Raw genomic sequence first — 26,758 nt, forward strand, 5'->3', positions numbered from 1 at the left:
GTCGATACTCATGGCATGTCGCGGACTGGAGGGGCCTTGGCATGGACGGCAAGTCTCGGCCGGCTACCGGGTATCGCGACGGCCAGGACCTACCAGCGCGCATGGTTGCGCAGCGACATCACGGCCGGCCTGGTCCTCACCGCCCTGCTGATCCCTGCCGGGATGGGGTACGCACAGGCAGCCGGTTTGCCCGCTTACGCCGGGCTGTACGCCACGATCGTGCCCCTGCTCGCCTACGCCGTAGTGGGGCCGTCGAAAATTCTCGTCCTCGGTCCCGACTCTTCGCTGGCGCCGCTCATCGCGGCGGCGGTGATCCCGCTGGCAGTGACCGACGACCCCGAGAGCGCACTCGCGCTGGCCGGGATTTTAGGGGTTCTCGTCGGACTCATTCTCGTACTCGGCGGATTTCTGCGGCTCGGGTTCGTAACCGAACTGCTCTCCAAACCCATCAGGCTCGGTTACCTCAACGCGATCGCTCTCATCGTGGTCATCGGGCAGATACCCAAGCTGCTCGGGTTTTCCGTCGATGCGTCCGGCGTCCTCGGCCAGGCCAAGGAGACCGCGCAATCGATCGTGGCGGGCGACATCGACCCCATTGCAGCCGCGGTGGGCCTGACTTCGCTTGCCGTCATCCCGATCTTCAAACGATGGGTCCACCGCGTCCCCGGGGTTCTGGTCGCCGTGATCGGGTCGATCGTCCTGTCCGCGATACTCGGACTCACCGAAGACATCGCGATGGTCGGCGCACTACCGGCCGGGCTTCCGCTGCCCTCGTTCGGCGGCGTCGACTGGCGAGATGTAGGACATCTGATCGGGCCGGCGGCTGGAATCGCACTGATCGCGTTCGCCGACACCGGTGTGCTCTCTCGCACGTTCGCGGCGAGGCGTGGTGAGGACGTGAACGGTAGTACCGAAATGAAGGCAATCGGTGTCGCCAACATTGCCGGTGGGTTGTTCGGCGGTTTCCCCATCTCCGCCAGCGGCTCGCGGACCCCGGTGGCCGAACAGAGCGGCGCCCGCACCCAACTGGCGGGCGTGGTGGGAGCGCTGGCCGTCCTGCTCTTCGTCCTCGTTGCACCCGGCGTCACCGCGTACCTGCCCGATGCGACGCTCGGGGCGGTGGTGATCATCGCGGCCGGGGCGCTGATCGACGTGCGTGGAATGGTTCGCATGTGGCATATGAGCCGTGTCGAATTCGGTCTCGCCGCAGCCACCTTCCTCGGGGTCGCCCTCGTAGGCGTGCTGCAGGGCATCCTCGTCGCGATAGGTCTTTCCTTCCTCGCGGTGGTCGTACGGGCATGGCAGCCGCACCGCACCGAACTCGTCCGCACGACCGACCGTCCCGGCTTTCACGACATCGAGCGGCATCCGGACGGGCAGCGCATCCCAGGGTTGGTCATGGTCCGCTTCGACGCGCCGCTTTTCTTCGCGAACGGTGAGATCTTCGATCAGTACGTGCGTTCGGTGGTGGCGGACTCGCCGTCCCCGGTCGAGTGGGTAGTCATCGCCGCGGAGCCCATCACCGGACTCGACACCACCGCCGTCGACGAACTCGTCGACCTCGATCGAAATTTGGCGAGTCGCGGGATTCGGTTGATATTTGCCGAGATGAAGGGTCCGATCAAGGATCGGCTCATCCGTTTCGGAGTGGGCGGAAGATTCGACGGAACGCGTTTCTATCCCACCGTCGAAGCAGCCGTGGAGGACTTCCACCGGCGTGTGGACCAGCTGTGATCGGCCAGAAAGATGACCCGGGTCTCTGGCGATGCTTCGAAAAGTCATCTGAACAATTGAGCAGATGTTGATAATTGGGGTTAGTGTTCGCTGGTGACTGTTCCGGCTCCCGGTGGGAGCAACATCGATATGAACCAGAACATCGCCATGCACATGAGCGACGGCATCATCGATCTCCCGACCTCGCTCCTGTTCGGACTCATCGCCCTCGTGGGTGCCGGAGTGTGTGCGTGGAAGGCACGATCGGAACTCGACGAGCGCACCGTGCCCATGGCCGGGCTGGTCGCCGCGTTCATCTTCGCCGTCCAGATGGTCAACTTCCCGATCCTCCCCGGCGTCAGCGGACACCTGCTCGGAGGCGCGCTCGCTGCCATCCTGGTCGGCCCGTTCACCGGCGCGCTCTGCGTATCGATAGTGCTCGTCGTTCAGGCACTGCTCTTCGCCGACGGCGGATTGAGTGCGTTGGGAGCGAACATCACCAACATGGCGCTGGTCGGCGTTGCCGTCGGATACGGCGTTGCCGTCGGACTACGACGCATCATCCTTCGGCGGGAGAATCGGGCCGGACTCGGTACCATCGCGTTCCTGGCTGCACTGTGCGGCACGGTCGCCGCAGCCGCCGGGTTCATCGTCGAATACTCGCTCGGCGGTGCCTCCTCGACCTCGGTCGGCACTGTCGCGGCTTACATGCTCGGCACACACACTCTCATCGGCATCGGTGAAGGCATCATCACCGCGCTGACGGTTGTCGCGGTGGCGCGCGTGCGACCAGACCTGGTGCACCTCCTGCGAACCCGCAAGCAGGTAGAGGTATGACGCGCAGATTCTATGTCGGCTTCGCGGTGGCGGCTCTGCTGATCGCCGGAATAGTCTCCTACTTCGCCAGTTCACACCCCGACGGTCTGGACTCGACGACTCTGCAGGGCTGCCAGGTGGTCGGGACCGACACCGGTGACACGCTGACCGGATCGTGCATAGCGCAGTCTGCGACCGATCATGGAATGACCGGCACCCCCTTGGCGGATTACGCCATCGACGGCCGGGATACGCTCACCGGTGTCGCTGGAATTATCGGAGTCATCGTTACATTCGCGGCTGCCGGAGGACTGTTCTGGCTGATCGCACGGTCGCGACACAGTCGAGCGGACTGAACCGGCATGGGCATCGCGCTGTATCGCGAGGTACGTTCACCGCTGCACGAGGTGCCCGTCGAGGTCAAGATCGTCTGTGCCGTCGTCACCGTCCTGGCTGTGGTCGCGACTCCGCGAGAGATGCTGTGGCCCTACGCTCTGTACGCGATCGGCCTGCTCTGCGTGTGGCGGACAGCTTCCATCCCGTTGACGTGGATCGCCCCTCGGATGCTCATCGAGTTACCTTTCGTCGTCCTCGCGGTGTTGCTACCGTTCGCGGAGGGCGGGGACAGAATTGTCGTTCTCGGTATGGAACTTTCGACATCAGGACTGTGGGCTGCATGGGGCATCATCGTCAAAGGCACTCTCGGTGTTGCAGTCTCCCTGACCCTTGCCGCCACGACCGATCCTCGCGAACTACCCGTCGGCCTCACGAGGCTTCGCGTACCGTCCTTCATCGCGACCATCGTGGTACTGATGCTCCGCTACGTGGAACTGCTTGCAGCCGAGGCAGATCGGATGCGGATCGCGCGCTTGGCCAGAGGCGATGACCCGCGGGCCTTCCATCAGATCGCGGCTACGGCCCGCGGGGTCGGTGGATTGTTTCTCCGCTCCTACGAGCGCGGTGAGCGCGTACATCTAGCCATGGCCTCCCGCGGGTTCGACGGCGCAATACCCGCAATGGACTCGATAGCAGGGGTCTCCGCCGCTGCAGTTCGGCGTGACTGGTTCCTGGGCACTGCGCCGGCTTTCGTTGCTCTCGGAATTTCATTGGCAGCATGGTTGGTCCGATGAGCCTGAAACTTCACGATGTGTCCTTCGCCTATCCCGACGGCACGGCCGCATTGACCGCACTGAACCTCGAGGTCGCACGAGGTGAACGCGTCGCCGTCCTCGGACCCAACGGAGCAGGAAAGACGACGCTGATGCTTCAGCTCAACGGCGTCCTCACCGCAGACCGGGGAACCGTGGACGTCAGCGGAATCCGTTTGAGCAGCAAGACCGTACGAGAAATCAGAAGGCTCGTCGGGATCGTCTTCCAGGATCCCGACGACCAACTGTTCATGCCCACCGTCGCCCAGGACGTCGCATTCGGTCCCGCCAACTTCGGTGTCACCGGTCCCGCGCTCGGCGCCCGCGTCGCCGCAGCCCTGAAGGTCGTCGGGATGAGCGAACATGCCGACCGCAACTCCACGCACCTCTCGGGTGGCCAGCGTCGACGCGTTGCCCTCGCCTCGGTCCTCGCCTGCGAACCGGACATCCTGGTCCTCGACGAGCCGTCCGCCAATCTCGACCCGGTCGCGCGTCGAGAACTCGCCGAGACGCTGATGGACCTCGACACCACGATGCTGCTGGTCACGCACGACCTGCCGTATGCCGCTCAGCTGTGCACGCGGGCCGTCATTCTCGACGACGGGGCACTCGTCGCGGACGGACCGATCGCGGACATTCTCGGCGATTCCGAACTCCTCGCCCGGCACCGCCTCGAACTACCGTGGGGATTCTGCATTTCCCCCGAGCGAAGTTGATACTTCGATGTCAGTTCAGTTCGCGTAGTTCTCGGCGTAGCAACTTCCCAGTGACCGTCTTGGGAATGTCTTCGACGATGGTTACATAACGCGGATATTTGTAGGCCGCCATCCGTTCTTTTGCGAACGCGATGAGCTCCTCGGGCGTCGTGGTCTGTCCGGGGCGCAAGCTTACGAAAGCCTTCACAGTTTCACCGCGGTACTCATCGGGAACACCGACCACGGCAGCTTCGCGGACCGCGTGATGCTCGTAGAGCACGTCCTCGACCTCTCGTGGCCACACCTTGTAACCACCGGCATTGATCTGGTCCTTCTTCCGATCGACTATGTAGAACCAGCCTTGTTCGTCCATATAGCCGACGTCTCCGGTATGTAGAACACCACCGGGCAGGGCCTGCTCCGTCGCCTCGGGCTTGTTCCAATAACCGGCAACCACCTGCGGCCCTTCGATGACGAGTTCGCCGATCTCGCCAGGCGCTCGGTCCTTGCCTTGGTCGTCGATGATGCGCACCACGGTGTTGTAGACCGGTACCCCGACAGACGTTGTCCCAGTGGCGGGGTCGGCGGGCGCAACGGTCCCTAGTGGGACGGCATGCGATGGCGATGTGGTCTCGGTGAGTCCGTAGATGTTGTGTATGTACTGTCCGAACGTCCTCTGGAATGCGGCAATCGTGCTCGGTGGAATCGGAGCACCGCCGGAGTAGATCTTCGTCAAACTTGCGAGAGCATCTTTCTCCGCGTTGGGAGCGTTCATCAAAGCGATGAATACCGTGATCGACCCCACGGTGAACGTGGGTCTTTCGGCTTCGATCGTCTTGATCGTCTCTACCGGGTCGAGTCTGTACATCAGCACCAGCGGTGCCCCGACGAGCAGCGAGATCGCAATGTGTCCGATCAAGCCGGTGACGTGGAAGAGAGGTGCTATGCCGAGGATGACATCGTCGGAACCGATACCGATCCAGTCTCGGTACGTCTGAGCATTGAACACCACGTTGCGATGAGTGGTCATAGCGCCCTTGGGCGGTCCGGTGGTCCCCGACGTATAGGTCAGAAACGCCACATCACTCGGAGCCAAGACCACTGTTGGACACGGCTTCCCACGAAAACGCTGCATGAGTTCGGCCATATCGACGGTGTCAGGACACTCGATTCGCTCCACTTCGGCGAGAAATCCACGGTGACCGCCGCTCTGGTACTCGAGTTCCGAAGTCGTGATCACTGTCCGCACCTGGGTTTCAGGCAAAACCTCCGCTGCGATATCACGGTAAAGAGTCTCCAGCGCGACGAGTACGGTTGCACCGCAGTCGATCAGCAGTTGTTTCAACTCTCGTTGCCGGTTCATCGGATTGATCGAGACGGCGATTCCGCCGGCCTTCCACGTGCCGATTTGGGCGATGACGAACTGCGGGATGTTCTGGGCGTAGATAGCCAGTCTCTCACCGGGTACGAATCCGGCTTCGGTAATTCCCAGTGCAAAGGCGTCGGACAGCTCATCGAGCTCGCGTAGCGTGACCCGGCCGTCGAAGTAACGAATGATGTCGCCGTCGGGATTTCGCTCGACTGCAGCTTTGAACATGTCCAGCGCGTTGTCGAACTCCACCTCGATCTGGGCAGGTTGCCCTGGCCCGTAACGACCCAACCAAATCTTGTCGTCATACACGCTCATGCTGGAATCTTTCAACGGATCACAATTGGATTGACCGGGGCGCCGGTCCCATTGACTACCTTGAGCGGGGCGGCCGTGTAGAGAAAGCTCCACCTGCCATCGGCGGAACAGGCATCGGCCAGATCATCGAGCCAGGCCATTTCGGTAAAGACGACCCCCAGGTTGCGCATCAGCGCGCAATGAAGCGGCAGCGCGACACCGGACTCAGGGTCGTTTGTTACTTCGTTGGCAATGGTGTCGGTCACGAGGTTCGCAATCTCGCGGTTCTGGAACCACTCCACCAGCTCGCGCGAGTACGTCAATCCCGGTTCGCAGAACTCGTCATAAAATTCTTTCGGGTTGTTCAGCTCATACCAGTAGTTCATCCAGCCGGTCCGAATGAGCAGGATGTCATGGGGCTCGATGGTTACGCCTTGAGCCAGTGCAGCAGCTTCCAGATCGTTGTGATCGAACGTTTCTTTCTTGTCCAAAGAGTCCTTGCCTCGGTGACGCGCCATGTCGATAAGGACACCTCGGCCAACGACACCCTTTTCCGCTATGGGGAGCACCGACGCCTTTTCCATCTTCCCGACGGTTGTTCGCGCGTCGTAACCGTTCCACAGCTTGCCGTCGTACCAGACGTGCCCCAGAGCGTCGTACTGCGTGGAACCTTGCAAGAACATCAGAGCGGTGTCATCGGCGTAGTGCAAGCCACCTGGAAATGCTGGTGCACCATCTCCGTCCCAGGAGCTTTCGTCGAGCACGTTCTGCCGCTGTATACCCTCTCGTGCCGGCCAGAGAGGATCGCCGGGGCTTTCCGTGCGTCCCATCTGAATCTGCAGTGTGAACGTCTCGCCTGACTTGATGTGCTGCACTCCGCGCAACACCTCGCTCGCGTCGAGGTAGTTCAAGGTGCCCAATTCATCGTCGCGGCCCCATTTTCCCCAGTTGCTGGGGGCGTCGTCACCTAGCAGTTCGTGCATCTCGGGGGCGGCTTCAGACATTCGATCTCCTCAGATTACCAATGACCCAGATCATTCGAGCGATCGCTCGGTAGGTGTTTAGATTATGATCTAACCCACGTTAGGCTTTGTCAATAGCGTGGCTAAGCCCTCTCGCTAGACCGGGCTTCAACGCTCGAGTCCGCTAGTTTAGAATTTCTAAACAACCTACGAGGGGCGTATCAGAGGTGAGAGAGGACAGGGAGTCCAGCCATGAGGCCGACGCAGTCTTGGGAGCGCAAGTGCGTTCGGCGAGGACGGCGCAGAAGTTGAGTCTGCGGGCACTGTCCGGTGCGCTCGGAGTGAGTCCGGCGACCGTGAGCCAGATCGAGAACGGCAAGACCGGAATCAGCGTCGTGCGCCTCAATCGAATCGCTGAAGCTCTCCATATCACCGTGCCGCAGATCCTCGACATCGTCGTCGACATGGAAACGCAGCATGCCCCGGCGATGCCGCTTGCGGAGACGCCAGGCGCGACATCGCCGAATCAGCACAGTTGGCGCAGCTACGCCCCGTTGGATTTCGACCCGGTTCTATGGGCAGCCCTCGAGGAAATTCTGGAGATCGGCTATCACGGCGCGAGCGTTCGTAGTATTGCCGCGCGATGTGGGCTCTCGGTTTCCGGTATCTATCACTACTACACGAGCAAACAGCACATGCTGGTCACCATTCTCGACCACGCCATGACGGAATTGCAGCAGGGTAGCGAGGCCGCACGTGCCGAGGGGCAAGATCCGGTTCAGCGCTTCTGCCTGCTCGTGGAGAATCTTGTGCTCTTTCACACGCACCGGCGCGAACTCGGTTTCGTCGGATCGAGTGAGATGCGAAGCCTCGACACCGAGAATCGCCTAAGGGTCGCAGACCGACGCAGAACTCAGCAACGGATGGTCGACAAAGAAGTCACGGGTGCTGTCCACGAGGGATTGTTCCACAACGACCGCCCCTACGAAGCGTCCCGAGCGATCGTGACCATGTGTACCGCGCTCCCCAACTGGTGGCACCCCGACGGCCCTCTGAGTCCGGAACAAGTCGCAGAAAACTATGTCGGATTCGCCCTCGATATCATGAAATACGTTAGGTAGCATCGCGAGTCGGCGCAGCCCGCTCTACTTCAGCCCGGTGAACTGATCGTCACGCCACTCGGCCGAGAGCACCTCGCCGGAGTCCTCGCGAGCCCGAAGTTCGACGCGTCGAATCTTGCCCGAGATGGTCTTCGGCAGTTCGAAGAACTCGATCCTTCGGATTCGCAGGTACGGGGCCAGATGCTCGCGTGCGTACTTCAGGATTTGAAATGCGGTCTCCTCGTTCGGTGCCCAGCCTGCTGCCAGGGCCACGTACGCCTTCGGGACTGCAAGTCGTGTTTCGTCGGGTGCCGGTACGACAGCAGCTTCGGCGACGGCGGGGTGCTCGATCAGCACGCTTTCGAGTTCGAACGGTGACACCTTGTAGTCCGAGGCCTTGAAGACGTCATCGGTGCGACCGACGTAGGTGATGTAACCGTCTTCGTCGCGGGAGGCCACATCGCCTGTGTGGTAGTAGCCACCGGACATGACTTCCTCGTTGCGAGCCGGGTTGCCGAGGTATCCCGTCATCAGGTTGAACGGCTTCTTGGCCAGATCGAGACAGATTTCGCCTTCGTCGGCTTCCTCGCCGGTCACCGGATCGATGATGACGACCGGGATACCCGGCAACGGACGGCCCATGGCGCCGAACTTCAGTTTCGCTCCTGGCGTGTTCGCTACCAAGGCAGTCGTTTCCGTCTGACCGAAACCGTCGCGAATGTTGAGGCCCCACTCGTTCTGCACCCTCGAGATCACCTCGGGGTTCAGCGGTTCACCTGCGCCGATCGCTTCGCGCAACGCGCCACCTCCACCGGAGATGTCGGCCTGAATGAGCATGCGCCACACGGTCGGTGGAGCACAGAACGTCGTCACCTCGGCGCGACGAATCTGGTCGAGGAGAGCGCTCGCGTCGAAGCGCTTGTAGTTGTAGATGAAGATGGTGGCTTCGGCGATCCACGGCGCGAAGAAGCAACTCCACGCATGCTTGGCCCAGCCGGGCGAGCTGATGTTCAGGTGAATATCACCCGGCTTCAGACCGAGGAAGTACATCGTGCTCAAATGCCCTACCGGATAGGACACCTGCGTGTGCTCGACGAGCTTGGGCTTACTCGTCGTTCCCGAGGTGAAATACAGAAGCAAACGGTCGGACGGGGCAGTCACGGTCTCGAACGGCTCCGGACTCTCGACGTCGTAGGCTGCGTGAAAGTCGGTCCACCCGTCCGCATCTCCGACCGCGATTCTCAGGTAGTCCCCGGGCACTTCCTCGAACTTGGACGTATCCGTTGGGTTCGCGATGACGGCTCGCGCCTGGCCGCGTTCGACTCTGTCGGTGAGATCCGCCGAGCCGATCGCCGTGGTAGTCGGCATCAATACGGCGCCGAGCTTCATGACCGCGAGCATCGAATCCCACAGCTCGACCTGGTTTCCGAGCATGAGAATCACGGAATCCCCGCGGCCGATACCGAGCCCAGAGAGCCACCGAGCCACCTGGTCCGAACGGTGCGACATCGATTCGAAGCTGTACTTCGCTTCGGACCCGTCTTCTTCGACGATCCAGAGCGCCGTCTTCTCGTTGCCCCGGGCGATAGCGTCGAACCAGTCGATTGCCCAGTTGAACCGCTCACCCAGATCGGGCCACTGAAAGTTCGATACGGCCGCGTCGTAGTCGCCGTAGGCATCGAGAAGTAGATCTCTTGCCGACTTGAAGGCGTCGTGTTCCGTCACGTTCGTCATGTTTCTCCCTGCTGTGGCACACGTCTCTCGCTAGCTCGACTCACGCTATGACTCACAGCTACCGATGCGCTACCCCCGAACAGGGGTACCGCACCCGATCAGTCTCGCGCGTCCACGTAGTGCAGCGCGTCACCGAGTCGAGAGAACACCACCAGGTCGGGGTCCTGGCCGATGATCTCGATGGACCTACGCGCTGCATGGGTGGTGGCGACGATCGCCAGCGCAGTCAGCATGTTGCCCCGCACGAGGTCGACGAGGCAGGACAGCCCCGGCACCCCCAGGAATGTCACGCCACGAATATCGACGATGAGCGCACCGATCGCTCTATTGGACGCACTGAACAGTGCGGCCCGGAACTGAGAGACCGTCCCGAGGTCGACTTCACCGCTGACGACGACGCGGAGACATTTTCCGTGTCTGCTCTCGGAAATATCGAGGGTGGGAACGTCGAGAGGAGGGGATGGATCGAGGATGACAAGGCGTGGCACACCGCGTGCGCGCATCGAGCGCGGATCCGACAGACCTGACATAGTGGCCACCCCTGGGGTCGTTGAGTGGCCAATCATGCACGTCGTCGATGTCGGGCGAGCAACAAAAAAGATAACAGAACAATCGACGTTGAATCACGAATCGGTAACGTCGGGACCGTACATGCGCGGAGTCGGAGCGCCGAGCTTCCGCGCACGTACGAGGAAGCGCCTAGATCCGTTCACCGGTTTCCGGATGGAACAGGTGAACAGCGCCGTCGAGCCTGCTCAAACCGATGCTCTCACCAATCTTCGCGGGCGCACGCACCGCCGAGCGCGCGACGAGCGACACCGGTCCGCCGTCGAGGCCCTTGACCTTCGGATCATCCAGATGCGCGTACACGTAGGACTCGCTGCCCAGCTCTTCGATCAGATCGACCTTGCCCTCGAAACCCTCCCCCGTGCCGTGCACGATGCCGAGTTGCTCGGGCCTCAGGCCGATCGTCACGTTGTCGAGGCCGAGACCAGCGAGCTTGGTGAGCTCCTCACGCTCGAGCGGCAGCAGGAAGTTACCGATCCGAACACCACCCGATCCGATGGGAACGGTCATCAAGTTCATGGCAGGAGAGCCGATGAAGCCGGCCACGAAAGCGTTGACAGGGTGGTCGTAGAGATCGGTCGGACTGGCGAACTGCTGCAGCTTGCCCCCGCGCAGCACTGCAACGCGGTCGCCCATCGTCATCGCCTCCACCTGGTCGTGGGTGACGTAGACGGTCGTGGTGCCGAGTCTGCGCTGCAACGCGGCGATCTGGGTACGAGTCTGCACACGCAGTTTAGCGTCGAGGTTGCTCAACGGCTCGTCCATGCAGAACACCTGCGGTTCCCGAACGATGGCGCGGCCCATGGCAACTCGCTGACGCTGACCACCGGAAAGCTTGCCCGGCTTGCGATCCAGGAAATCCGTCAGGTCGAGAATCTTGGCCGCATCGGCCACCTTCTTCTTACGCTCCTCGAGCGGAACGCCGCGCATCTTGAGCGCGAACCCCATGTTCTCTCCGACGGTCTTGTTGGGGTAGAGGGCGTAATTCTGGAACACCATCGCGATGTCGCGATCCTTGGACGGGACCCCGACCATGTTCTGCCCACCGATTTCGATGGCGCCGCCGTCGATCTCTTCGAGACCGGCGAGCATCCGGAGGGCGGTGGACTTTCCGGAACCCGAAGGCCCGACGAGGACGACGAATTCGCCGTCCTGGATGTCCAGATCGAGTGAATCGACAGCGAGCGAGTCGGCACCTTCGTAGACGCAGGATGCCTTTTTGTACTTGATTGCAGCCATGACTTGTTCTCCTGATTCGTGAAAGGGCCGAGTTACTTGATGGCGCCGAAGGACAGACCGCGCACGAGCTTGTTCTGCGCAAACCACCCAGCAAGGACGACGGGGAGTGCTGCGAACGTCGCAGCGGCGGACAGCTGGGCCCAGTACAGCCCCTGACCGGTGATGAATCCGACGAGATAGACCGGAATGGTCTGTGCCTGAACCGCTGTGAGGTTGACTGCGAAGAAGAACTCGTTCCACGAGAAAATCACGCAGATCAGCGACGTCGCGGCGATTCCAGGAGAGACGAGAGGCAGAATCACCTCACGGACCGAGGTCCACAGCGACGCACCGTCCATGCTCGCGGCCTCGAGCAGTTCGCTCGGCACCTCGAGGAAGAACGACCGCATCATCCACACCGCGATAGGGAGGTTCATCGCGGTGTAGAGGATCACCAGCGTCCAGATATTGTCCAGCATGCCGATATCACCCACGATGACGTACAGCGGCACGATGGCCGCGACGACCGGGAGCATCTTGGTGGAGATGAAGAAGAACAGCACGTCCTTCGTCTTCTTCACCGGCCGAAGCGACAGCGCAAATGCAGCCGGAACACCCAGCAGCAGAACGAGAAGCGTCGATACGATCGTCGCGAAAGCAGAGTTGAGCAGCGCAGTGCCGATACCACTGTCGAGTACCCCGCGGTACTGATCGAGCGTCGGGGTGAAGAACAGTTTCGGTGGGTCGGAGTACGCGTCGGCCTCTTGCTTGAAACCGGTGAGGACCATCCAGAGCACCGGGAAGAAGAAAACGATCCCGGCAACCCACGCAACGACAGACCAGATGGTGCCCGGCCCCCAGTTGCTCCTACGCTTGATCGCCACGCCGTCCGAGGTCTGCGGCACTGCTCTCTTACGCTTCTTGTTCGTGGTTGCGGTACTCATCACGCAGCCTCCTCGTTTCCACTGAAGCTCTTGAAGATCAGTCTCAGCGCCAGGGTGCTGACGATGATGGTGGCGACCACGGTGACCACGCCCATGGCCGCAGCCTGGCCGATGTCGAATCCGAGGAACGCACGCTGGTAGATGTAGAAGGGCAAGTTGGCACTGGCGACGCCGGGTCCGCCGGAGGTCATCATGTAGACGGCGTCGAATGTGTTGACCAGGTAGATCGCGCCGAGAACGGCACCGAGTTCGATGAAGCGTCGCAGATGCGGGAACGTGAGTTCGCGGAAGAGCGCGAGCGGCCCCGCGCCGTCGACGCGGGCAGCCTCGGCGATGTCCTTCGGCATCGACTGCAGACCGGCGAGGATCAACAGCATCATGAAGGGCGTCCACTGCCACACCAGGTTCGTCATCACCGCAGCCAACGGAAAGCGCGAGACCCAGTCGATCTGGCCGACCCCGAACGGGCTGAGAGCGAAGTTGATCAAACCGAAGACCGGGTCGAACATCGTGGTCTTCCAGATCAGCGCGCCCGCAACCGGCGTGATCAGGAAAGGCGTGATCAGCAGTGTGCGAATCAAGCTGCGGCCGATGAACTTCCGATCGAGCAGCAACGCGAGGAAGAGCCCCAGTATGACGGAGATGAGGACGGTTCCGACGATCATGATCACGGTGTTCAGGGCGACCTGACGGAACTGACTGTCACGGAACACGTCGACGTAGTTGTTGAGCCCGTTGAACTCCTGCGACCCTGGCCGCACGAGGTTCCATGATTGCGTCGAGTAGTACAGCGTGAACAGGAACGGTACCTGGGTGACGATGATCGCAAAGACCATGGCCGGTAGCAACGGCCCGCGACGACGCCAACCCTCCGCTTTCGAGATCACCCTCGGTCTAGGTACGAACTTTTCCGAATCCGCCTGTGACGATTGCACTTCGGTTGCGGTCATCCCTGGCCCTCCTGGTACGTCTTACCGACCACTTCGGCGTATTGCTGCGCTTGCGCGAGCGCGTCCTGGACGCTGATCTGTCCTGCCACTGCTGCGCTGATCTGTTGACTGACGCGGGTTCCGAGATCCTGGAATTCCGGGATGGTCAGGAACTGCACTCCGGTGTAGGGAACCGGATCCACGGTCGGCTTGTTCGGGTCCGCACCATTGATGGAGTCGAGCGTCACCTGGCCGTACGCAGCCGATGCTTGTTTGTACTCGGGAATCTCGTAGGTCGACAAGCGGCTCCCCGGAGGCACACGCTCCCAACCCAATTCGTTGCCTACCTTGTTCAGGTATTCCTTACTGGTCATCCACGACACGAACTTCCACGCTTCGTCCGGATTCTTCGACGTCTTCGGGATGCCGAGAGCCCACGAGTACAGCCAGCCGTTGTCGCCCTTGACCGCGCTCGGCGCCTTCGCATACCCGATCTTGCCGACGACATTGCTCGACGTGGGATCCTCGAGCACCGACACTGCCGAGGTGGCGTCGTACCACATCGCGGTGTTTCCCTGCGAGAGCTGAGTACCGCACTCACTGAATCCACTGGTCGCTGCACCTGCTTGACCGTGTGTGCGAACGAGGTCGACGTAGAACTGGACGGCCTCTTCCACCTGCGGACTGTCGAGTTGTGCGTTCCAGTTCTCGTCGTACCAACGTCCGCCGAACGCATTGATGACGGTGTTCAAAGGCGCAAGAACTTCGCCCCAGCCCGGCTTTCCGCGTAGGCAGATTCCGGAAACATCTTCATTGTCGAGCTTCGCGGCGGCATCGGCGACCTCTTGCCAGGTGGGCTCCTCGGGCATCGTGATGCCTGCCTCCTGCATGAGGTCCTTGCGGTACATCAGGAACGAGGACTCACCGTAGAACGGCACCGAGTACATGCTGCCCTCGTAGGAGAGCGATTCCTTCAGTGTCGGGATGAAGTCGTCCTCGTCGTAACCGGGAGTTTCGTTTGCGTACTCCGAAAGATTGGTGAGCCAATCGTTCTCGGCCCACTGCGGCGTCTCGAAATTACTGATCATCACGACGTCGAACTCACCGCCACCGGTCGCCACGGAGGCAGTGATCTTCGCGCGCGCTTCGTTCTCCGACAGTGAGACGAACTTCAGGTTGATTCCTGGGTTCTCCTCCTCGAACTCCGGTGCCAGCGAAATAGCGTCGGACATTTGCGAGTTCGAGACGATGGCCACGGTGATCGTCGTGCCGTCACCATTTCCGCCGAACGATCCAGCGCCGGCACAGCCGGACAGCACCAAGGTCATCGCGAGCGATGCCGCGACGGCCACTTTCGGTAGAACTTTCACTTGGACACCTTTCCCTCTGGGTCGTTTCTGCAGGCTCCACTGTCAACCTTCGTGTGCGCCATCAACCAACGCGCACTTTCGATATCGGTCACCAGCACGGTGGCGAAGCCTCCGCGAAGTGCGCCGAGAATCGCCTGATGCTTCTTGATGCCACCGGAGATCAGGATCGCCCGATCACAGTCACGAATGGCGTCGAGTCCGACCGATACGGTCCGCCCTGGCAAGGATCCTCCGGTGGGAGTGCCGTCGAGGTCGAAGAACCTGCCGCCGATCTCGCCGACGGCACCGAGGTGGCGCAGTTCGTCGAGAATGTCCAGGTCGATGAAGCTTCCCTCGAACAGGGTCGTGGACGTGGAAACGGGACCGAGACCGTACATCATCACATCAGCCTCGGTCCCGGCTTGGATGGCACGAGAAATCACCGAATCCTGCTGCAGCGCAGTGACCGTGGCTGGGTCGGCGTACAGCGGCGCGTTGAGGCGCACCGGCTTCGCCTGCAGGTACTGCGCACACCGACCCAGGGTGTATTCGACGCCGGTTTGATAGTCGGCCGAACTCATCGAACCGTCGAGTTGAACCACGCGGTCGCATCGCGCTCCACGCGTCTTGAGCGACTGGGCGACTGCGACAGTTTCCGGCCCCCAGGTGAACCCGAGGACGTCGGCACTCTCCAGGCGCCGGGAGAGCATCGCCGCGGCGGCCCGCCCCAACGATCCGTACCCGGTGTCGGTTCCGTCGATGACATCGGGAACGACAAGTGCTTCGGTGAGGTCGAATTCGCGCTCCAAGTCAGCTTCGATGTCAGCGTGCACGGTGCCCTGCAGTTCGTCGGGCACATTAATCTCGATGGTCACCAACCCCAGCGCTCGCGCCTTGGCAACGAGTCGGCCGGCGGTGGGACGCGAGATTCCGAGTTTCTTCGCGATCTCGGCCTGAGTCGCGCCCTCCAGGTGGTACATCGACGCCGCGCGGAGAGCGAGTCGGAGGTCGTCGCTCGACTTCGACGAGCGCTGCACTCCCGTTACCTCGGGGACCGATGCGGTCACGAACACTCCCTAAACTCAGTGAGCAGATGCTCACAATATGCTCTTCTGCTCATTAAGCTAACATTAAGGTGTGATCTACACAACACCTACCATGAGCGGAGCCGGCGTGATCAGAGAAGCGGAAGCAGGGAGATCTTTGTGACACAGTCCATGCAGGTCAGCGTCCTCAGCGGTCCGCAGGAGATCCGCCTGGAGACCCGCCCCGTACCCTCCCCCGCTGCGGACGAGGTTCTCGTGCAGGTCACCGCGGTCGGCGTCTGTGGATCCGATGCTCACTACTACCGCGAAGGCCGCATCGGCGATCACGTCGTCAACGGGCCTTTGGTGCTCGGTCACGAAGCTGCCGGGGTCATCGTTGCCGTCGGTTGCACCGTCGCCGATACGCGCATCGGTCAGCGGGTGTCGATCGAACCGCAGCGCCCGGACCCGACGAGCGCACAGTCGAGGGCGGGTCGATACAACTTGTGCCCGTCGATGGAGTTCTTCGCCACCCCGCCCATCGACGGCGCACTGGCAGAGTACGTTCTCATCCAATCGGCGTTCGCGCACTCGGTTCCCGACGAGATTTCCGACGAGGCCGCTGCGTTGTTCGAGCCGTTGTCGGTGGGGATCGCGTCGGCGCAGAAGGCGGGCATCACAGCCGGGTCGAGCGTGCTGATCGCAGGCGCCGGTCCAGTAGGCCTCGTCACTGCTCAGGTGGCTCGCGCATTCGGCGCCACCGCGATCATCATCAGCGACATCGCACCCGACCGCCGCGAGAATGCAAAGAAATTCGGTGCGACCCAGGTGATCGACCCGATGACCGAGGATATCCGGGCTCTCGACGTCGACGCGTTCATCGACGCGTCGGGCGCACCCAGGGCGGTCGTCGACGGCATTCACGCCGTCCGTCCTGGCGGCACGGTCGTCCTGGTCGGGATGGGCTCGTCGGACTACGCGTTGCCGATCTCGCTGATTCAGAATCGTGAACTGGTCCTCACCGGCGTCTTCCGCTACGCGAACACCTGGCCCATCGCTCGCGAGCTCGTACTCTCCGGCCGGGTCGATCTCGACGCCATGGTCACTGGGCGCTTCGACCTCGCGCACGTCGAGGATGCGCTCAATGCCGACACACTGCCGGGCAGCATCAAGGCAGTGGTAATACCGTCCTCGCACAAGGAGACCGACGTATGAAGCTCAATTCGCACACCCTCGCCGATTTCATCGAGGACGTCGAGGTACCCACTTACGACAGATCCGAAGTCACTGCCGGGATAGTGCACTTCGGTGTCGGCGGATTTCACCGTGCACATCAAGCGATGTACGTGGACCGGCTCCTCCAGCAGGGGGAAGCATCCGAGTGGGGAATCTGCGGCGTCGGAGTGCTGCCCGCAGACCGAAAGATGCGCGAGGTCATGGAGGCTCAGAACTGCCTCTACACGCTCGCACTCAAGCACTCCGACGGAGCGTGGGACACCCGGGTGATCGGTTCGATCATCGAGTACCTCTTCGCACCCGACGATCCAGATGCCGTGATCGAGAAGATGGCAGCCGAGAGCACCAAAATTGTCTCGCTCACCATCACCGAAGGGGGATACAACTTCTCGGCCACGACGGGTGAATTCGACACCGCAAATCCGGCGATCGTGGCAGATCTCGAACCGGGTGCGATACTCTCGACCACATTCGGTCTCGTCGTGGAAGCTCTTGCGCGCCGGAAAGATCGAGGTCTGAAGCCCTTCACCATCATGTCCTGTGACAACATCGAGGGCAACGGCCACATCGCGGAATCGACGTTCACCACGTTTGCTCGCCTGAAGGACCCCGCTCTGGCGAAGTGGATCACCGCCGAGGGGGCCTTCCCGAACTCGATGGTCGATCGAATCACCCCGGTCACCACTCTCGAAGTGGTGCAGGAGCTTTCGGCACGGTATGCACTCGACGACCAGTGGCCCGTCGCAGGTGAGCCGTTCACCCAGTGGGTACTCGAAGACAAGTTCACGCTCGGGCGGCCGGCATTCGAACATGTCGGAGTTCAGGTCGTGGACGACGTCACTCCGTACGAGTTGATGAAGCTCCGCCTACTCAACGCGAGCCATCAGGCGCTGTGCTATTTCGGGTACCTCAGCGGATATCGACTGGTGCACGAGGTTGCACAGGATCCGTTGTTCGCCGAGTTCCTGTTGGCGTACATGGACGATGAGGCGACGCCGACGCTGCAGCCGGTTCCCGGCATCGATCTGGGCGAGTACAAGAAGACCTTGATCGAGCGCTTCTCGAACCCGGAAATTCGGGACACCGTTGCGCGACTGTGCGCCGAATCCTCGGACCGAATTCCCAAATGGCTGTTGCCCGTCATCCGCACCAACCTCGACAACGGCGGGCCGATCACGTTGGCTACCGCAGTGGTTGCGAGCTGGGCTCGGTACGCCGAGGGCGCCGACGAGCAGGGTCAACCAATCGAAATCGTCGACCAACTGAAGGATTCGCTCGTACCGCTCGCGCTCGAACAGAAAGACGACCCGACCGCCTTCATCGCCAACCGAGCAGTGTTCGGCGATCTCATCGACAACGAGCGATTCGTAACGGAGTACACCAAGGCGCTCGCCTCGCTCCACGAGCACGGTGCCCGAGCGACGTTGGAGGGACTCCGTGACTGAGAGAACACAACAGAGAGGCCGCCGCTAGCCTCGCATTTCGGCGTACCGCTCACGGACTGCCAGATCCGGGTCGGCCTCGTAGGTACGCACGGGCGCCGATGCCCAGCGCGGTGGCTCGGACGTGCCCGCCAGCGCCCACGCTGCTTGGCGTGCCGCACCGTCGGCAACGTATTCGCCGGGATCGGGGACGACGACGGGTACACCGAAAATCGCCGGGGCCAACTCGCGCAACGCCGCAGATTTGGCCCCGCCACCGATCAGCAGAACGCGACGGGTCTCGATTCCTGCTGCACGCAGCGCGTCGATCCCGTCCGCCAGTCCGCACAACAGCCCCTCCACTGCTGCGCGGGCAAGATGCGCTGGAGTCGAATTACTCAGTCGCAAACCATGAATGGCTCCCGAGGCATCGGGCCGATTCGGTGTCCGCTCACCCTCGAAATAGGGAATCAACACCAGACCCTCGCTCCGGGTAGAGCGTGCCAAACGGGACAGTTCGGCGTGGTCGACGCCCAGCAACGACGCCGTAGCGTCGAGCACGCGGGCTGCGTTGAGGGTGCACACGAGCGGCAATTGCCGACCTGTAGCGTCCGCGAATCCGGCAATGATTCCTGAGGTATCCGCAGCCGCAACGTCGGTGACCGCCGACACGACACCCGAGGTGCCGACCGAGACGACGACATCGCCGACGCCGACGCCGAGCCCCAGTGCGGCAGCGGCATTGTCTCCGGTTCCCGGCGCGATCACCGCTCCGGACTTCGTGACACCGATTCGCTCCGAAGGTCCCGCAACACGAGGAAGCCGAGGCGTTCGTCCGCGCATGGCCAGCTGCAGTAGATCCTCGCGATAGTTGTCGGTGGCGGCGGAGTAGTAGCCGGTGCCGCTCGCATCGCCGCGATCGGTGGCCAGGGAATCGAAGCCGGCCGCACCACCGAGATGCCAACTCAACCAATCGTGCGGAAGGCACACTGCTGCGGTGCGGTCGGCATTGCCGGGTTCGTTGTCTGCCAGCCACCGCAGCTTGGCGACGGTGATCGCCGCCAGCGGTACGACGCCGACCGCGTCGGCCCATGCTTTGCCGCCGCCGAGTTCGTTCACCAGGTCCTGGCCGGAGGATGCCGAGCGGGTGTCGTTCCACAACAACGCCGGGCGGACGACACTCCCGGCGTCGTCGAGGCAGATCATGCCGTGTTGCTGCGCTCCGACGGCGACTGCATCCACGTCGTCGAGACCTCCGGCGTCGGCGATTGCAGTATCGAGGGCAGATTTCCACAGCGCCGGGTCGACCTCGGTGCCGTCGGGGTGCTTTGCTCGCCCGCTGCGGACGAGGTCACCCGAATCGGCATCGCGGACAAACACTTTGCACGACTGGGTGGAGGAGTCTATTCCTGCGACGAGAGCCAAGATGGCCGCCTTTCCGGTACACCGAGAGCGTACGAACGACACTACCGTGGCACCGATCCTCACCCCGGGTGCAACGCGATCGGTAGCAGCAGCGGAAGAATCTCGACTACGTTCTTGGACTATGCGCGACTCCGAGGATTCCGACGCCTTCCGCCTTTCCGTGGCGAGGGCGGCACTCGACCTGTTCGCGGTGCAGGGATACGAGGCCACCTCCGTCGACGACATCGCCGAGGCATCGGGCATTTCGCGTCGGACGTTCTTTCGTCAGTTCCGCGGCAAGGACGACGTCATCTTCGCCGACCACGAGATCCTGCTCGAGCAGACCGCCGCGTTTCTCGGCCGCCCGCACCCGGACCCCTGGACTGCCGTGTGCGATGCGGCCCAGCTGGTATTCGAACGGTTCTCGGGGTGGAAAGAGCAGTCACGACTCCGCTACCAGGTGGTCCACGAGAACCCTGCGCTACGGGATCGAGAGATCGTGACGGTCTTTCGCTACGACAGGCTGTTCGTCGACTATCTGCGCGCGGCGTTGCCCGAGCATTCACACCTGGAGATTCTCCAGTTTTCGGCATCGATCACCGCCACTCACAACTACATCTTGAGACGAATGATCCGCGACGGCATTCCAACCACCAGCAGTGACCTGCAGGAAGCACTCCATAAGGTCAGAGCCGGATTCGATACGAGCGCGGAGCAGATCGTCGTTGCAGTCTTTCCCCGAGGCACCTCGCGTGCCGCTGTCGCCGACGCGTTGGCGGAGCATATGAAGTGACTCCCCCCGGCGCTTGAATGTGCCGTTCAAGACATCTGATCGTATGAATGGACCATTGAAGCGGTCAGGGGTGCGAGCGTCTGGCACCGAGTGCCATCAAGGGGTTGATTCGCTACCAGCCGTGGCGTAGACTGGACAAATCCGTGGCACTGAGTGCCGTAAAGTCAAGCCCTAGGAGAGTGGCACCCATGGCCGGTAATCCTGATTTCGATCTGTTTCAACTTCCAGCGGAGCACGACGAACTGCGCACGGCAATTCGCGCCCTCTCGGAGAAGGAAATCGCGCCGCACGCCAAAGCGGTGGACGAGGACGCACGCTTCCCGGACGAGGCGCTGACCGCACTGAACAACTCCGGCTTCAACGCAATTCACGTACCCGAGGCGTACGACGGCCAGGGTGCGGACTCCATCGCGACATGCATCGTCATCGAGGAAGTTGCTCGCGTCTGCGGCTCTTCCTCGCTGATCCCCGCGGTCAACAAGCTCGGCACCATGGGCCTGATACTGAAGGGTTCCGAGGAGCTCAAGAAGCAGGTCCTCCCCTCGCTCGCAGGTGGCGCAATGGCGTCGTACGCACTGTCCGAGCGTGAGGCCGGCTCCGATGCAGCCGGCATGAAGACCCGCGCCAAGGCAGACGGTGACGGCTGGATTCTCAACGGCTCCAAGTGTTGGATCACCAACGGTGGCAAGTCCGATTGGTACACCGTCATGGCTGTCACGGACCCGGACAAGGGCGCGAACGGTATTTCCTCGTTCATCGTGCACAAGGACGACGAGGGATTCGTCGTCGGACCGAAGGAAAAGAAGCTCGGTATCAAGGGCTCACCGACGGCTGAGCTGTACTTCGAGAACTGCAAGATCCCCGGCGATCGCATCATCGGTGATCCGGGTACCGGCTTCAAGACAGCCCTGGAAACCCTCGACCACACCCGTCCCACCATCGGTGCGCAGGCGGTCGGTCTGGCACAGGGTGCACTCGATGCCGCCCTCGCTTACACCAAGGATCGCAAGCAGTTCGGTCAGTCGATCAGCAGCTTCCAGGCCGTGCAGTTCATGCTCGCCGACATGGCGATGAAGGTCGAAGCAGCTCGTCTGATGGTCTACTCGTCCGCGGCTCGCGCCGAGCGCGGTGAGAAGAACCTCGGTTTCATCTCCGCAGCGGCGAAGTGCTTCGCCTCCGATGTTGCCATGGAGGTCACCACTGACGCCGTCCAGCTCTTCGGCGGCGCCGGATACACCACAGACTTCCCGGTCGAGCGGATGATGCGTGACGCCAAGATCACGCAGATCTACGAGGGCACCAACCAGATTCAGCGCGTCGTGATGTCCCGGGCGCTGCTCAAATGAGCAACATCGAATTGGTAGGCGTCATCGGCGGCGGCACGATGGGCGCAGGCATCGCCGAGGTATGTGCTCGCGCAGGCAGCTCCGTCGTCGTGCTGGAAACGAGCCAGGCTGCGGCCGACGCGGCGGAAGCTCGTCTCGACAAGTCGTTCGCCCGCGCCGTGAAGTCCGGGCGTATCGAAGCCGACGCAGCGGAGAAGGCCCGCGCTGCAATCACACTGACACTCGACATCAACGACTTCGCCGATCGCGATCTCGTGGTCGAGGCAGCGCCGGAGATCGAATCGCTGAAGTTGGATCTGTTCGGAAAGCTGGACTCGATCGTGAAGCCGAGCGGGATCTTGGCGACGAACACTTCGTCGATACCCGTCATCAAGATGGCCAATGCGACACAGCGACCGGACAAGGTCGTCGGAGTTCACTTCTTCAACCCGGTGCCGGTACTACCACTGGTAGAGATCGTCGTCAGCCTCGTCACCAGCGAGGAGACTGTCGCAACCGTCACTGACTTCGCCTCGAACACGCTCGGCAAGAAGACGATTCGCTCCGGTGACCGTGCCGGGTTCATCGTCAATGCGCTGTTGATCCCGTATCTGGTATCCGCGATTCGGATGCTCGAATCCGGTTTCGCGAGCGCCGAGGACATCGACGAAGGCATGGTCAACGGCTGCGCGCACCCCATGGGTCCGTTGCGTCTGACCGACACCGTCGGCCTCGACGTCACACTCGCCGTCGCGGAGTCGCTGTATGCGGAGTTCCGTGAGGCGCACTATGCGCCGCCGCCATTGTTGCAGCGCATGGTGGACGCCGGAATGCTCGGACGTAAGAGCGGTAAGGGTTTCTACACTTACTGATCCAGTACCGACAGGAATGGGCCATCGCAGCGTGCTGCGGTGGCCCATTCCTGCGTGGGGAGTCGATCCCCAACCGAGCTCAGTCCTTCGGGCCACCGGCGGCATAGACGACCTGACCGGAGATGAAGCCCGCACCTTCACTGACGAAGAAGGATGCGAGGTGCGCAATATCGTCCGGATTCCCGACGCGGTTGACCGGAATCTGTGATGCTGCAGCGGCTTTGAAGTCTTCGAAAGGTACACCGACGCGCGCTGCCGTCGCGGCGGTCATTTCGGTTTCGATGAACCCGGGGGCGATGGCATTGGCTGTGACGCCGAATTTGCCGAGCTCGATGGCCAGCGTCTTGGTGAAGCCCTGCATGCCTGCCTTGGCCGCCGAGTAATTGGCCTGTCCACGGTTACCGAGTGCAGAAGTGCTCGACAGGTTGACGATACGGCCCCACTTGGCGTCGATCATGTGCTTCTGGATCGCGCGGGTCATCAGGAAAGATCCGCGCAGGTGTACCCCGAGTACGGAGTCCCAGTCTTCGACGGTCATTTTGAACAGCAGATTGTCCCGAGTGATACCGGCATTGTTGATGAGCACGGTCGGGGCACCGAACTCGTTGGCAATTCGGTCGACAGCCGTCTTCACCGACTCTTCGTCCGCCACGTTGGCACCGATTGCGACGGCCTGACCACCGGCGGCTTGGATGGCACCGACGGTGTCGGCGCAGGCAGCCTCGTCGAGGTCGACGACTGCGACTCCGAACCCGTCCTTTGCCAGGCGCTTGGCGACTGCGGCGCCGATTCCGCGGGCACTTCCCGTTACGACGGCTGTCTTGATCTGATCGCTCACATGCATCTCCTATGGTCGAGAATCTCTGGACTGTTCTATCGAGCTACTGCTCAGTACGCTGCGACCGCTCCGTCGACGGCTTTCTGCAATCCGGCAGCGACGACGCGCGCGATCTCGATCGGCTTGGCCGGCAGGTCGGTGATCGGCTCGTCGATGTAGACGCTCGCAGATTTGAGCTTCGTCGAGCCGGGTCCGTAGCTGAGACCGATGCAGATCAGAACCGGCTCGACGCCGAGCTTGCGGGCCCGTGCCGCGATGTGGCCGATTCCGCTGCCGACGTGTTGAACCTTGGTGGCGTCTTCGAGATTACAGGTGCCTTCGGGGAACACTGCAAGGTCGTCACCGCGTCGCATTCGCTCGGCGCTGACGTCCATCATCCTGCTGCCTGCTGCGCTGACCGCGCGAAGTCCGTGGTTCTTTCCACGGAACACCGGGATGCCGCCCATCATGTCGATTCGCTTGCGCTGCTTCGATTCTTGAAAGAGCTCGTCCTTCGCGAGAACCCGAGTGCGCCCGATCCCGGGTCGCAGCGGACTGGCCCACGCGGAGGCTGCGAGGGTGTACGGGTCACTCTCGGTCAGATGATTGACGGCAATGATGAACCGTGTGTTGTCGTAGACGAGCCTACGAATTTCTTCACGCGCACCGGCGGGATAACTGACCCGCGGTTTGAACCGTCGGGCCAGTGTGGCGTACGCGATCCTGGCCACCTGACGGTTCTGCTGATGCTCTAGGTAGAAGTCATAGACTGCGGCGTCGTTCGCGAGAACTACTGCGGGTCGATCCATGAATCGAGCTTACCTAGCGAAATAGCGGAAGCTCTGAAAATCTCTCCGCAAAACTCCGGTTGTGTACGAGGGTGTGAACTTCGCTCGTGCGGGTATGCCGAGCAAGAGTCCGTCGCTTTTCGTAGCCGTAGCGGACTGCTGAAAGGACGGAAGCCATGACAGAAGGCAAGAAGGACCACGGACCGCGCTGGATCAAAACTGCTGAGAACCGTATCGGAATCATCATGCTGATGGCCGGAGTCGTTGCTGCGGGGTTGCTGATCACCGCTTTGGCCGGCGGTTTCAGCGGGTGGGCTTGGATCGCCGGGGCTGCGACGGTAGTGCTGATCGGTGGCGGCTTCCTTTCCCTGCGGGCGGGCGCTCTGCGGAAGGGAGAAACTGGTCCCATTCTGTATCATCCCGACTCACCTGATGTCGTCCTGGACGTCGACCGCGAAACAGGGAATCGCTCACCTCATCACGACTGAATGCGAAGTCAGCGATCTAAACAGGGCGCAGGATCCACCACCCGCCGAGTACGAGGCATCCGACCGTCACGACGAGAAACAGTCCGACCCAGACTATTCCGGGCAGAAACGTCAATCGGGCCAGCTGATCGGCGTCGGAGTCCCGCCCTCGCCCTCGGCTACGTGAGCGTTGTAGTTCGAGTACCGGCCGAGGGCCTGCGACGAGCAGGAACAGCGTGATGAAGTACGCCGCGGCCACTTGCTGTTCGCCGGTCCCCCACCACGACACCGTGAACAGCAGTGCCCCGAACACCACGAGCGAGATGAACCCGAACACGTTGCGAATCATGATGAGCATCAGCGCAATTGCGATGACGCCGATCCACAACACCGCGATCGCATGCTGTGTACCGAGAACCCAGGCTGCGCCGAGCCCGATCAGCGAAGGCCCGACATAACCAGCGAACGTCATCGCTATCACCCCGAGGCCGGTCGGTTTGCCTGAAGATATGGCTACGCCCGAGGTATCGGAATGCAATCGCACACCCATCAACCTGCGGCCCGTCAAGAAGGCCACGAGTAGATGAGCGAATTCGTGGAAAATCGTCACCACATTACGGGCAATGCGCCATGTCTGCGGAACAAGGGCAATGAGCACGGCTACGAGCGCGGCGATCTGCACGATCCAGGCCGGCGGAGTTGGGCTGACCGCACTGATGCGGTCCCAGAATTCGGTCACCGTTCATTATGGCGGCTGCGCTGCCGCCCCATGTCCCGCCCCCAGTCCCGCCCCCTGTCCTCGATGGGATGACCTACGACGCCTTCCGCTCTGCTTTGGCGGCTTCGCGTGCGAGGGAACGATCACGCATTTCCTCGAACTTGGTGGCCTGACGCTCGAGGTCTTCGAGGAACACCGCCAGTTCTTCACGCTTGGATTCCCCGACACCGGTGAAGTCCTCGCGTTCGAAGATCTGCCACTTCCGTAGCACTGGCCACACCACGTCTTCGAGGTGCTGACGCAGATCGTAGATGCCGTGCTTGGCCATCAACACACCGTTGCGGCGGAAGTTCGGCATCCCGGCACCAGGCATCTGGAAGTTCATCACGATATGCGAGATCGCTTCCAACGTCTGATCCGGCGCGATGTCGAGCGCGGCAGCGGTGACGTTGCGGTAGAACATCATGTGCAGGTTCTCATCCGCCGCGATGCGCTGAAGCATCCGGTCGGCGATCGGGTCGTCGCACACCTTGCCGGTGTTGCGATGCGAGACACGCGTGGCGAGTTCCTGGAAGGTAACGTACGAGACCGAATGCAACAGTCCGGTTTCTGCGCCCGCCGGCGAGGCGAAACCGTTGGTCATGTGAATCATCCGGGCCTGCTCGAGCGCGACCGGATCGACACCGCGGGTGACCACCAGGTAGTCGCGCATGACGATGCCGTGCCGGTTCTCTTCGGCGGTCCACCGTCCCACCCAGGTGCCCCAGGCGCCGTCCTGTGAAAAGTTTTCGGCGATCTCGCGGTGGTAGGAGGGCAGATTGTCCTCGGTGAGCAGGTTGGTGATCATCGCTGCTCGCGCTACCTCGGAGAGTTTGCTCTGCTCCGGTTCGTAGTCCACCCCACCGAGTGCGGCGAAGTTGCGGCCTTCGTCCCACGGCACGTAATCGTGCGGGTGCCACTCCTTCGCCATCGACATGTGGCGGTTCACGTTGTCTTCCGCAACAGGAACCAGCTCGTGTAGCAGCTCCAGCTGTGTCAGATCCCTCGCCAT

General features: G+C 61.9%; 26 protein-coding genes. 12 read left to right on the top strand and 14 right to left on the bottom strand.

The genetic code is table 11. The annotated features are described in order from the left end of the window. Positions 1-36: 36 nt before the first annotated feature. From BJI47_RS18485 to BJI47_RS18505, 5 genes are all read left to right on the top strand, one after another. Positions 37-1,734: a SulP family inorganic anion transporter gene (locus tag BJI47_RS18485; RefSeq protein ID WP_088945103.1), complete on the top strand. Its 1,698-nt coding sequence runs from the start codon at positions 37-39 to the stop codon at positions 1,732-1,734. 129 nt (positions 1,735-1,863) lie between these two features. Then, the gene (locus BJI47_RS18490; protein WP_088945104.1) at positions 1,864-2,550 is read left to right on the top strand and encodes an energy-coupling factor ABC transporter permease; all 687 of its coding nucleotides are present in this window, start codon (positions 1,864-1,866) and stop codon (positions 2,548-2,550) included. After that, positions 2,547-2,885: a PDGLE domain-containing protein gene (locus tag BJI47_RS18495; protein ID WP_088945105.1), complete on the top strand. Its 339-nt coding sequence runs from the start codon at positions 2,547-2,549 to the stop codon at positions 2,883-2,885. Before BJI47_RS18490 ends, BJI47_RS18495 begins: the two co-directional genes overlap by 4 nt. Positions 2,886-2,891: 6 nt before the next feature. Next, positions 2,892-3,659, top strand: coding sequence for a cobalt ECF transporter T component CbiQ (cbiQ, locus tag BJI47_RS18500; protein WP_088945106.1), 768 nt, complete (start codon positions 2,892-2,894; stop codon positions 3,657-3,659). Continuing rightward, on the top strand, positions 3,644-4,393 hold the full coding sequence (locus BJI47_RS18505) for an energy-coupling factor ABC transporter ATP-binding protein (protein WP_088945107.1): 750 nt from the start codon (positions 3,644-3,646) through the stop codon (positions 4,391-4,393). The genes cbiQ and BJI47_RS18505 overlap by 16 nt, the downstream gene beginning before the upstream one ends. Before the next feature lie 10 nt (positions 4,394-4,403). On the opposite strand, the gene BJI47_RS18510 is transcribed toward BJI47_RS18505, so the two are convergent. Both BJI47_RS18510 and BJI47_RS18515 read right to left on the bottom strand, forming a co-directional pair. After that, positions 4,404-6,059 carry a class I adenylate-forming enzyme family protein gene (locus tag BJI47_RS18510; protein WP_088945108.1) on the bottom strand — a complete coding sequence of 552 codons (1,656 nt, stop codon included), beginning with the start codon at positions 6,057-6,059 and terminating at the stop codon, positions 4,404-4,406. An 11-nt stretch (positions 6,060-6,070) separates the two neighbouring features. Continuing rightward, positions 6,071-7,042, bottom strand: coding sequence for a cyclase family protein (locus BJI47_RS18515; RefSeq protein ID WP_088945109.1), 972 nt, complete (start codon positions 7,040-7,042; stop codon positions 6,071-6,073). Positions 7,043-7,227: 185 nt separating this feature from the next. Here BJI47_RS18515 and BJI47_RS18520 point away from each other — a divergent pair, with 185 nt between their 5' ends. Further along, the gene (locus BJI47_RS18520) at positions 7,228-8,121 is read left to right on the top strand and encodes a helix-turn-helix domain-containing protein (protein ID WP_254900682.1); all 894 of its coding nucleotides are present in this window, start codon (positions 7,228-7,230) and stop codon (positions 8,119-8,121) included. Positions 8,122-8,145: 24 nt separating this feature from the next. Here BJI47_RS18520 and BJI47_RS18525 read toward each other — a convergent pair whose 3' ends face one another. From BJI47_RS18525 to BJI47_RS18555, 7 genes are all read right to left on the bottom strand, one after another. Next, the gene (locus BJI47_RS18525; protein ID WP_088945111.1) at positions 8,146-9,834 is read right to left on the bottom strand and encodes an AMP-binding protein; all 1,689 of its coding nucleotides are present in this window, start codon (positions 9,832-9,834) and stop codon (positions 8,146-8,148) included. 98 nt (positions 9,835-9,932) lie between these two features. Then, a complete protein-coding gene (locus BJI47_RS18530) occupies positions 9,933-10,364 on the bottom strand; it encodes an STAS domain-containing protein (protein WP_125458757.1) in 432 nt (143 codons plus the stop codon). Positions 10,365-10,533: 169 nt separating this feature from the next. Then, a complete protein-coding gene (locus BJI47_RS18535; protein WP_088945113.1) occupies positions 10,534-11,640 on the bottom strand; it encodes an ABC transporter ATP-binding protein in 1,107 nt (368 codons plus the stop codon). Between the two features lie 32 nt (positions 11,641-11,672). Beyond that, complete coding sequence (locus BJI47_RS18540; protein ID WP_088945114.1) at positions 11,673-12,563, bottom strand: carbohydrate ABC transporter permease; 891 nt, start codon at positions 12,561-12,563, stop codon at positions 11,673-11,675. Then, complete coding sequence (locus BJI47_RS18545) at positions 12,563-13,513, bottom strand: carbohydrate ABC transporter permease (RefSeq protein WP_088945115.1); 951 nt, start codon at positions 13,511-13,513, stop codon at positions 12,563-12,565. The genes BJI47_RS18540 and BJI47_RS18545 overlap by 1 nt, the downstream gene beginning before the upstream one ends. Continuing rightward, on the bottom strand, positions 13,510-14,844 hold the full coding sequence (locus tag BJI47_RS18550; protein ID WP_088945143.1) for a sugar ABC transporter substrate-binding protein: 1,335 nt from the start codon (positions 14,842-14,844) through the stop codon (positions 13,510-13,512). The genes BJI47_RS18545 and BJI47_RS18550 overlap by 4 nt, the downstream gene beginning before the upstream one ends. Positions 14,845-14,858: 14 nt before the next feature. Continuing rightward, complete coding sequence (locus BJI47_RS18555; protein ID WP_254900683.1) at positions 14,859-15,908, bottom strand: sugar-binding transcriptional regulator; 1,050 nt, start codon at positions 15,906-15,908, stop codon at positions 14,859-14,861. A gap of 150 nt (positions 15,909-16,058) precedes the next feature. Between BJI47_RS18555 and BJI47_RS18560 the strand changes: the two genes are divergently transcribed. Together BJI47_RS18560 and BJI47_RS18565 are read left to right on the top strand one after the other, a co-directional pair. After that, the gene (locus tag BJI47_RS18560; RefSeq protein ID WP_088945145.1) at positions 16,059-17,081 is read left to right on the top strand and encodes an NAD(P)-dependent alcohol dehydrogenase; all 1,023 of its coding nucleotides are present in this window, start codon (positions 16,059-16,061) and stop codon (positions 17,079-17,081) included. After that, positions 17,078-18,547, top strand: coding sequence for a mannitol dehydrogenase family protein (locus BJI47_RS18565; RefSeq protein WP_088945116.1), 1,470 nt, complete (start codon positions 17,078-17,080; stop codon positions 18,545-18,547). Before BJI47_RS18560 ends, BJI47_RS18565 begins: the two co-directional genes overlap by 4 nt. A 24-nt stretch (positions 18,548-18,571) precedes the next feature. On the opposite strand, the gene xylB is transcribed toward BJI47_RS18565, so the two are convergent. Next, positions 18,572-19,948 (bottom strand): xylulokinase, encoded by a 1,377-nt coding sequence (gene xylB / locus BJI47_RS18570; protein WP_088945146.1) that lies wholly within the window; start codon positions 19,946-19,948, stop codon positions 18,572-18,574. Between the two features lie 121 nt (positions 19,949-20,069). On the opposite strand from xylB, the gene BJI47_RS18575 reads away from it, so the two are divergent. The 3 genes from BJI47_RS18575 (at position 20,070) to BJI47_RS18585 (ending at position 22,917) form a co-directional block, all read left to right on the top strand. Then, the gene (locus tag BJI47_RS18575; RefSeq protein WP_088945117.1) at positions 20,070-20,720 is read left to right on the top strand and encodes a TetR family transcriptional regulator; all 651 of its coding nucleotides are present in this window, start codon (positions 20,070-20,072) and stop codon (positions 20,718-20,720) included. A gap of 179 nt (positions 20,721-20,899) precedes the next feature. After that, entirely contained in the window at positions 20,900-22,066 is a 1,167-nt protein-coding gene (locus BJI47_RS18580) for an acyl-CoA dehydrogenase (RefSeq protein WP_088945118.1), read from the top strand. Between the two features lie 5 nt (positions 22,067-22,071). Next, entirely contained in the window at positions 22,072-22,917 is an 846-nt protein-coding gene (locus BJI47_RS18585) for a 3-hydroxybutyryl-CoA dehydrogenase (protein WP_303393532.1), read from the top strand. Positions 22,918-22,996: 79 nt separating this feature from the next. Here the strand turns inward: BJI47_RS18585 and fabG are convergent, their stop codons facing one another. After that, on the bottom strand, positions 22,997-23,755 hold the full coding sequence (gene fabG / locus BJI47_RS18590; RefSeq protein ID WP_088945147.1) for a 3-oxoacyl-ACP reductase FabG: 759 nt from the start codon (positions 23,753-23,755) through the stop codon (positions 22,997-22,999). 50 nt (positions 23,756-23,805) lie between these two features. Next, on the bottom strand, positions 23,806-24,543 hold the full coding sequence (locus BJI47_RS18595; RefSeq protein WP_088945120.1) for a 1-acyl-sn-glycerol-3-phosphate acyltransferase: 738 nt from the start codon (positions 24,541-24,543) through the stop codon (positions 23,806-23,808). Positions 24,544-24,698: 155 nt separating this feature from the next. On the opposite strand from BJI47_RS18595, the gene BJI47_RS18600 reads away from it, so the two are divergent. After that, positions 24,699-25,010, top strand: a complete 312-nt coding sequence (locus BJI47_RS18600; protein WP_088945121.1) for a hypothetical protein — start codon at positions 24,699-24,701, stop codon at positions 25,008-25,010. Between the two features lie 16 nt (positions 25,011-25,026). Here BJI47_RS18600 and BJI47_RS18605 read toward each other — a convergent pair whose 3' ends face one another. Further along, positions 25,027-25,728 (bottom strand): M50 family metallopeptidase, encoded by a 702-nt coding sequence (locus tag BJI47_RS18605; RefSeq protein ID WP_088945122.1) that lies wholly within the window; start codon positions 25,726-25,728, stop codon positions 25,027-25,029. A 73-nt stretch (positions 25,729-25,801) separates the two neighbouring features. Beyond that, the coding region (locus BJI47_RS18610; protein ID WP_088945123.1) for an acyl-ACP desaturase at positions 25,802-26,758 on the bottom strand (957 nt) is incomplete at its 5' end.

The organism is Rhodococcus sp. 1168, assembly GCF_002091955.1.
GTDB lineage: Bacteria > Actinomycetota > Actinomycetes > Mycobacteriales > Mycobacteriaceae > Rhodococcoides.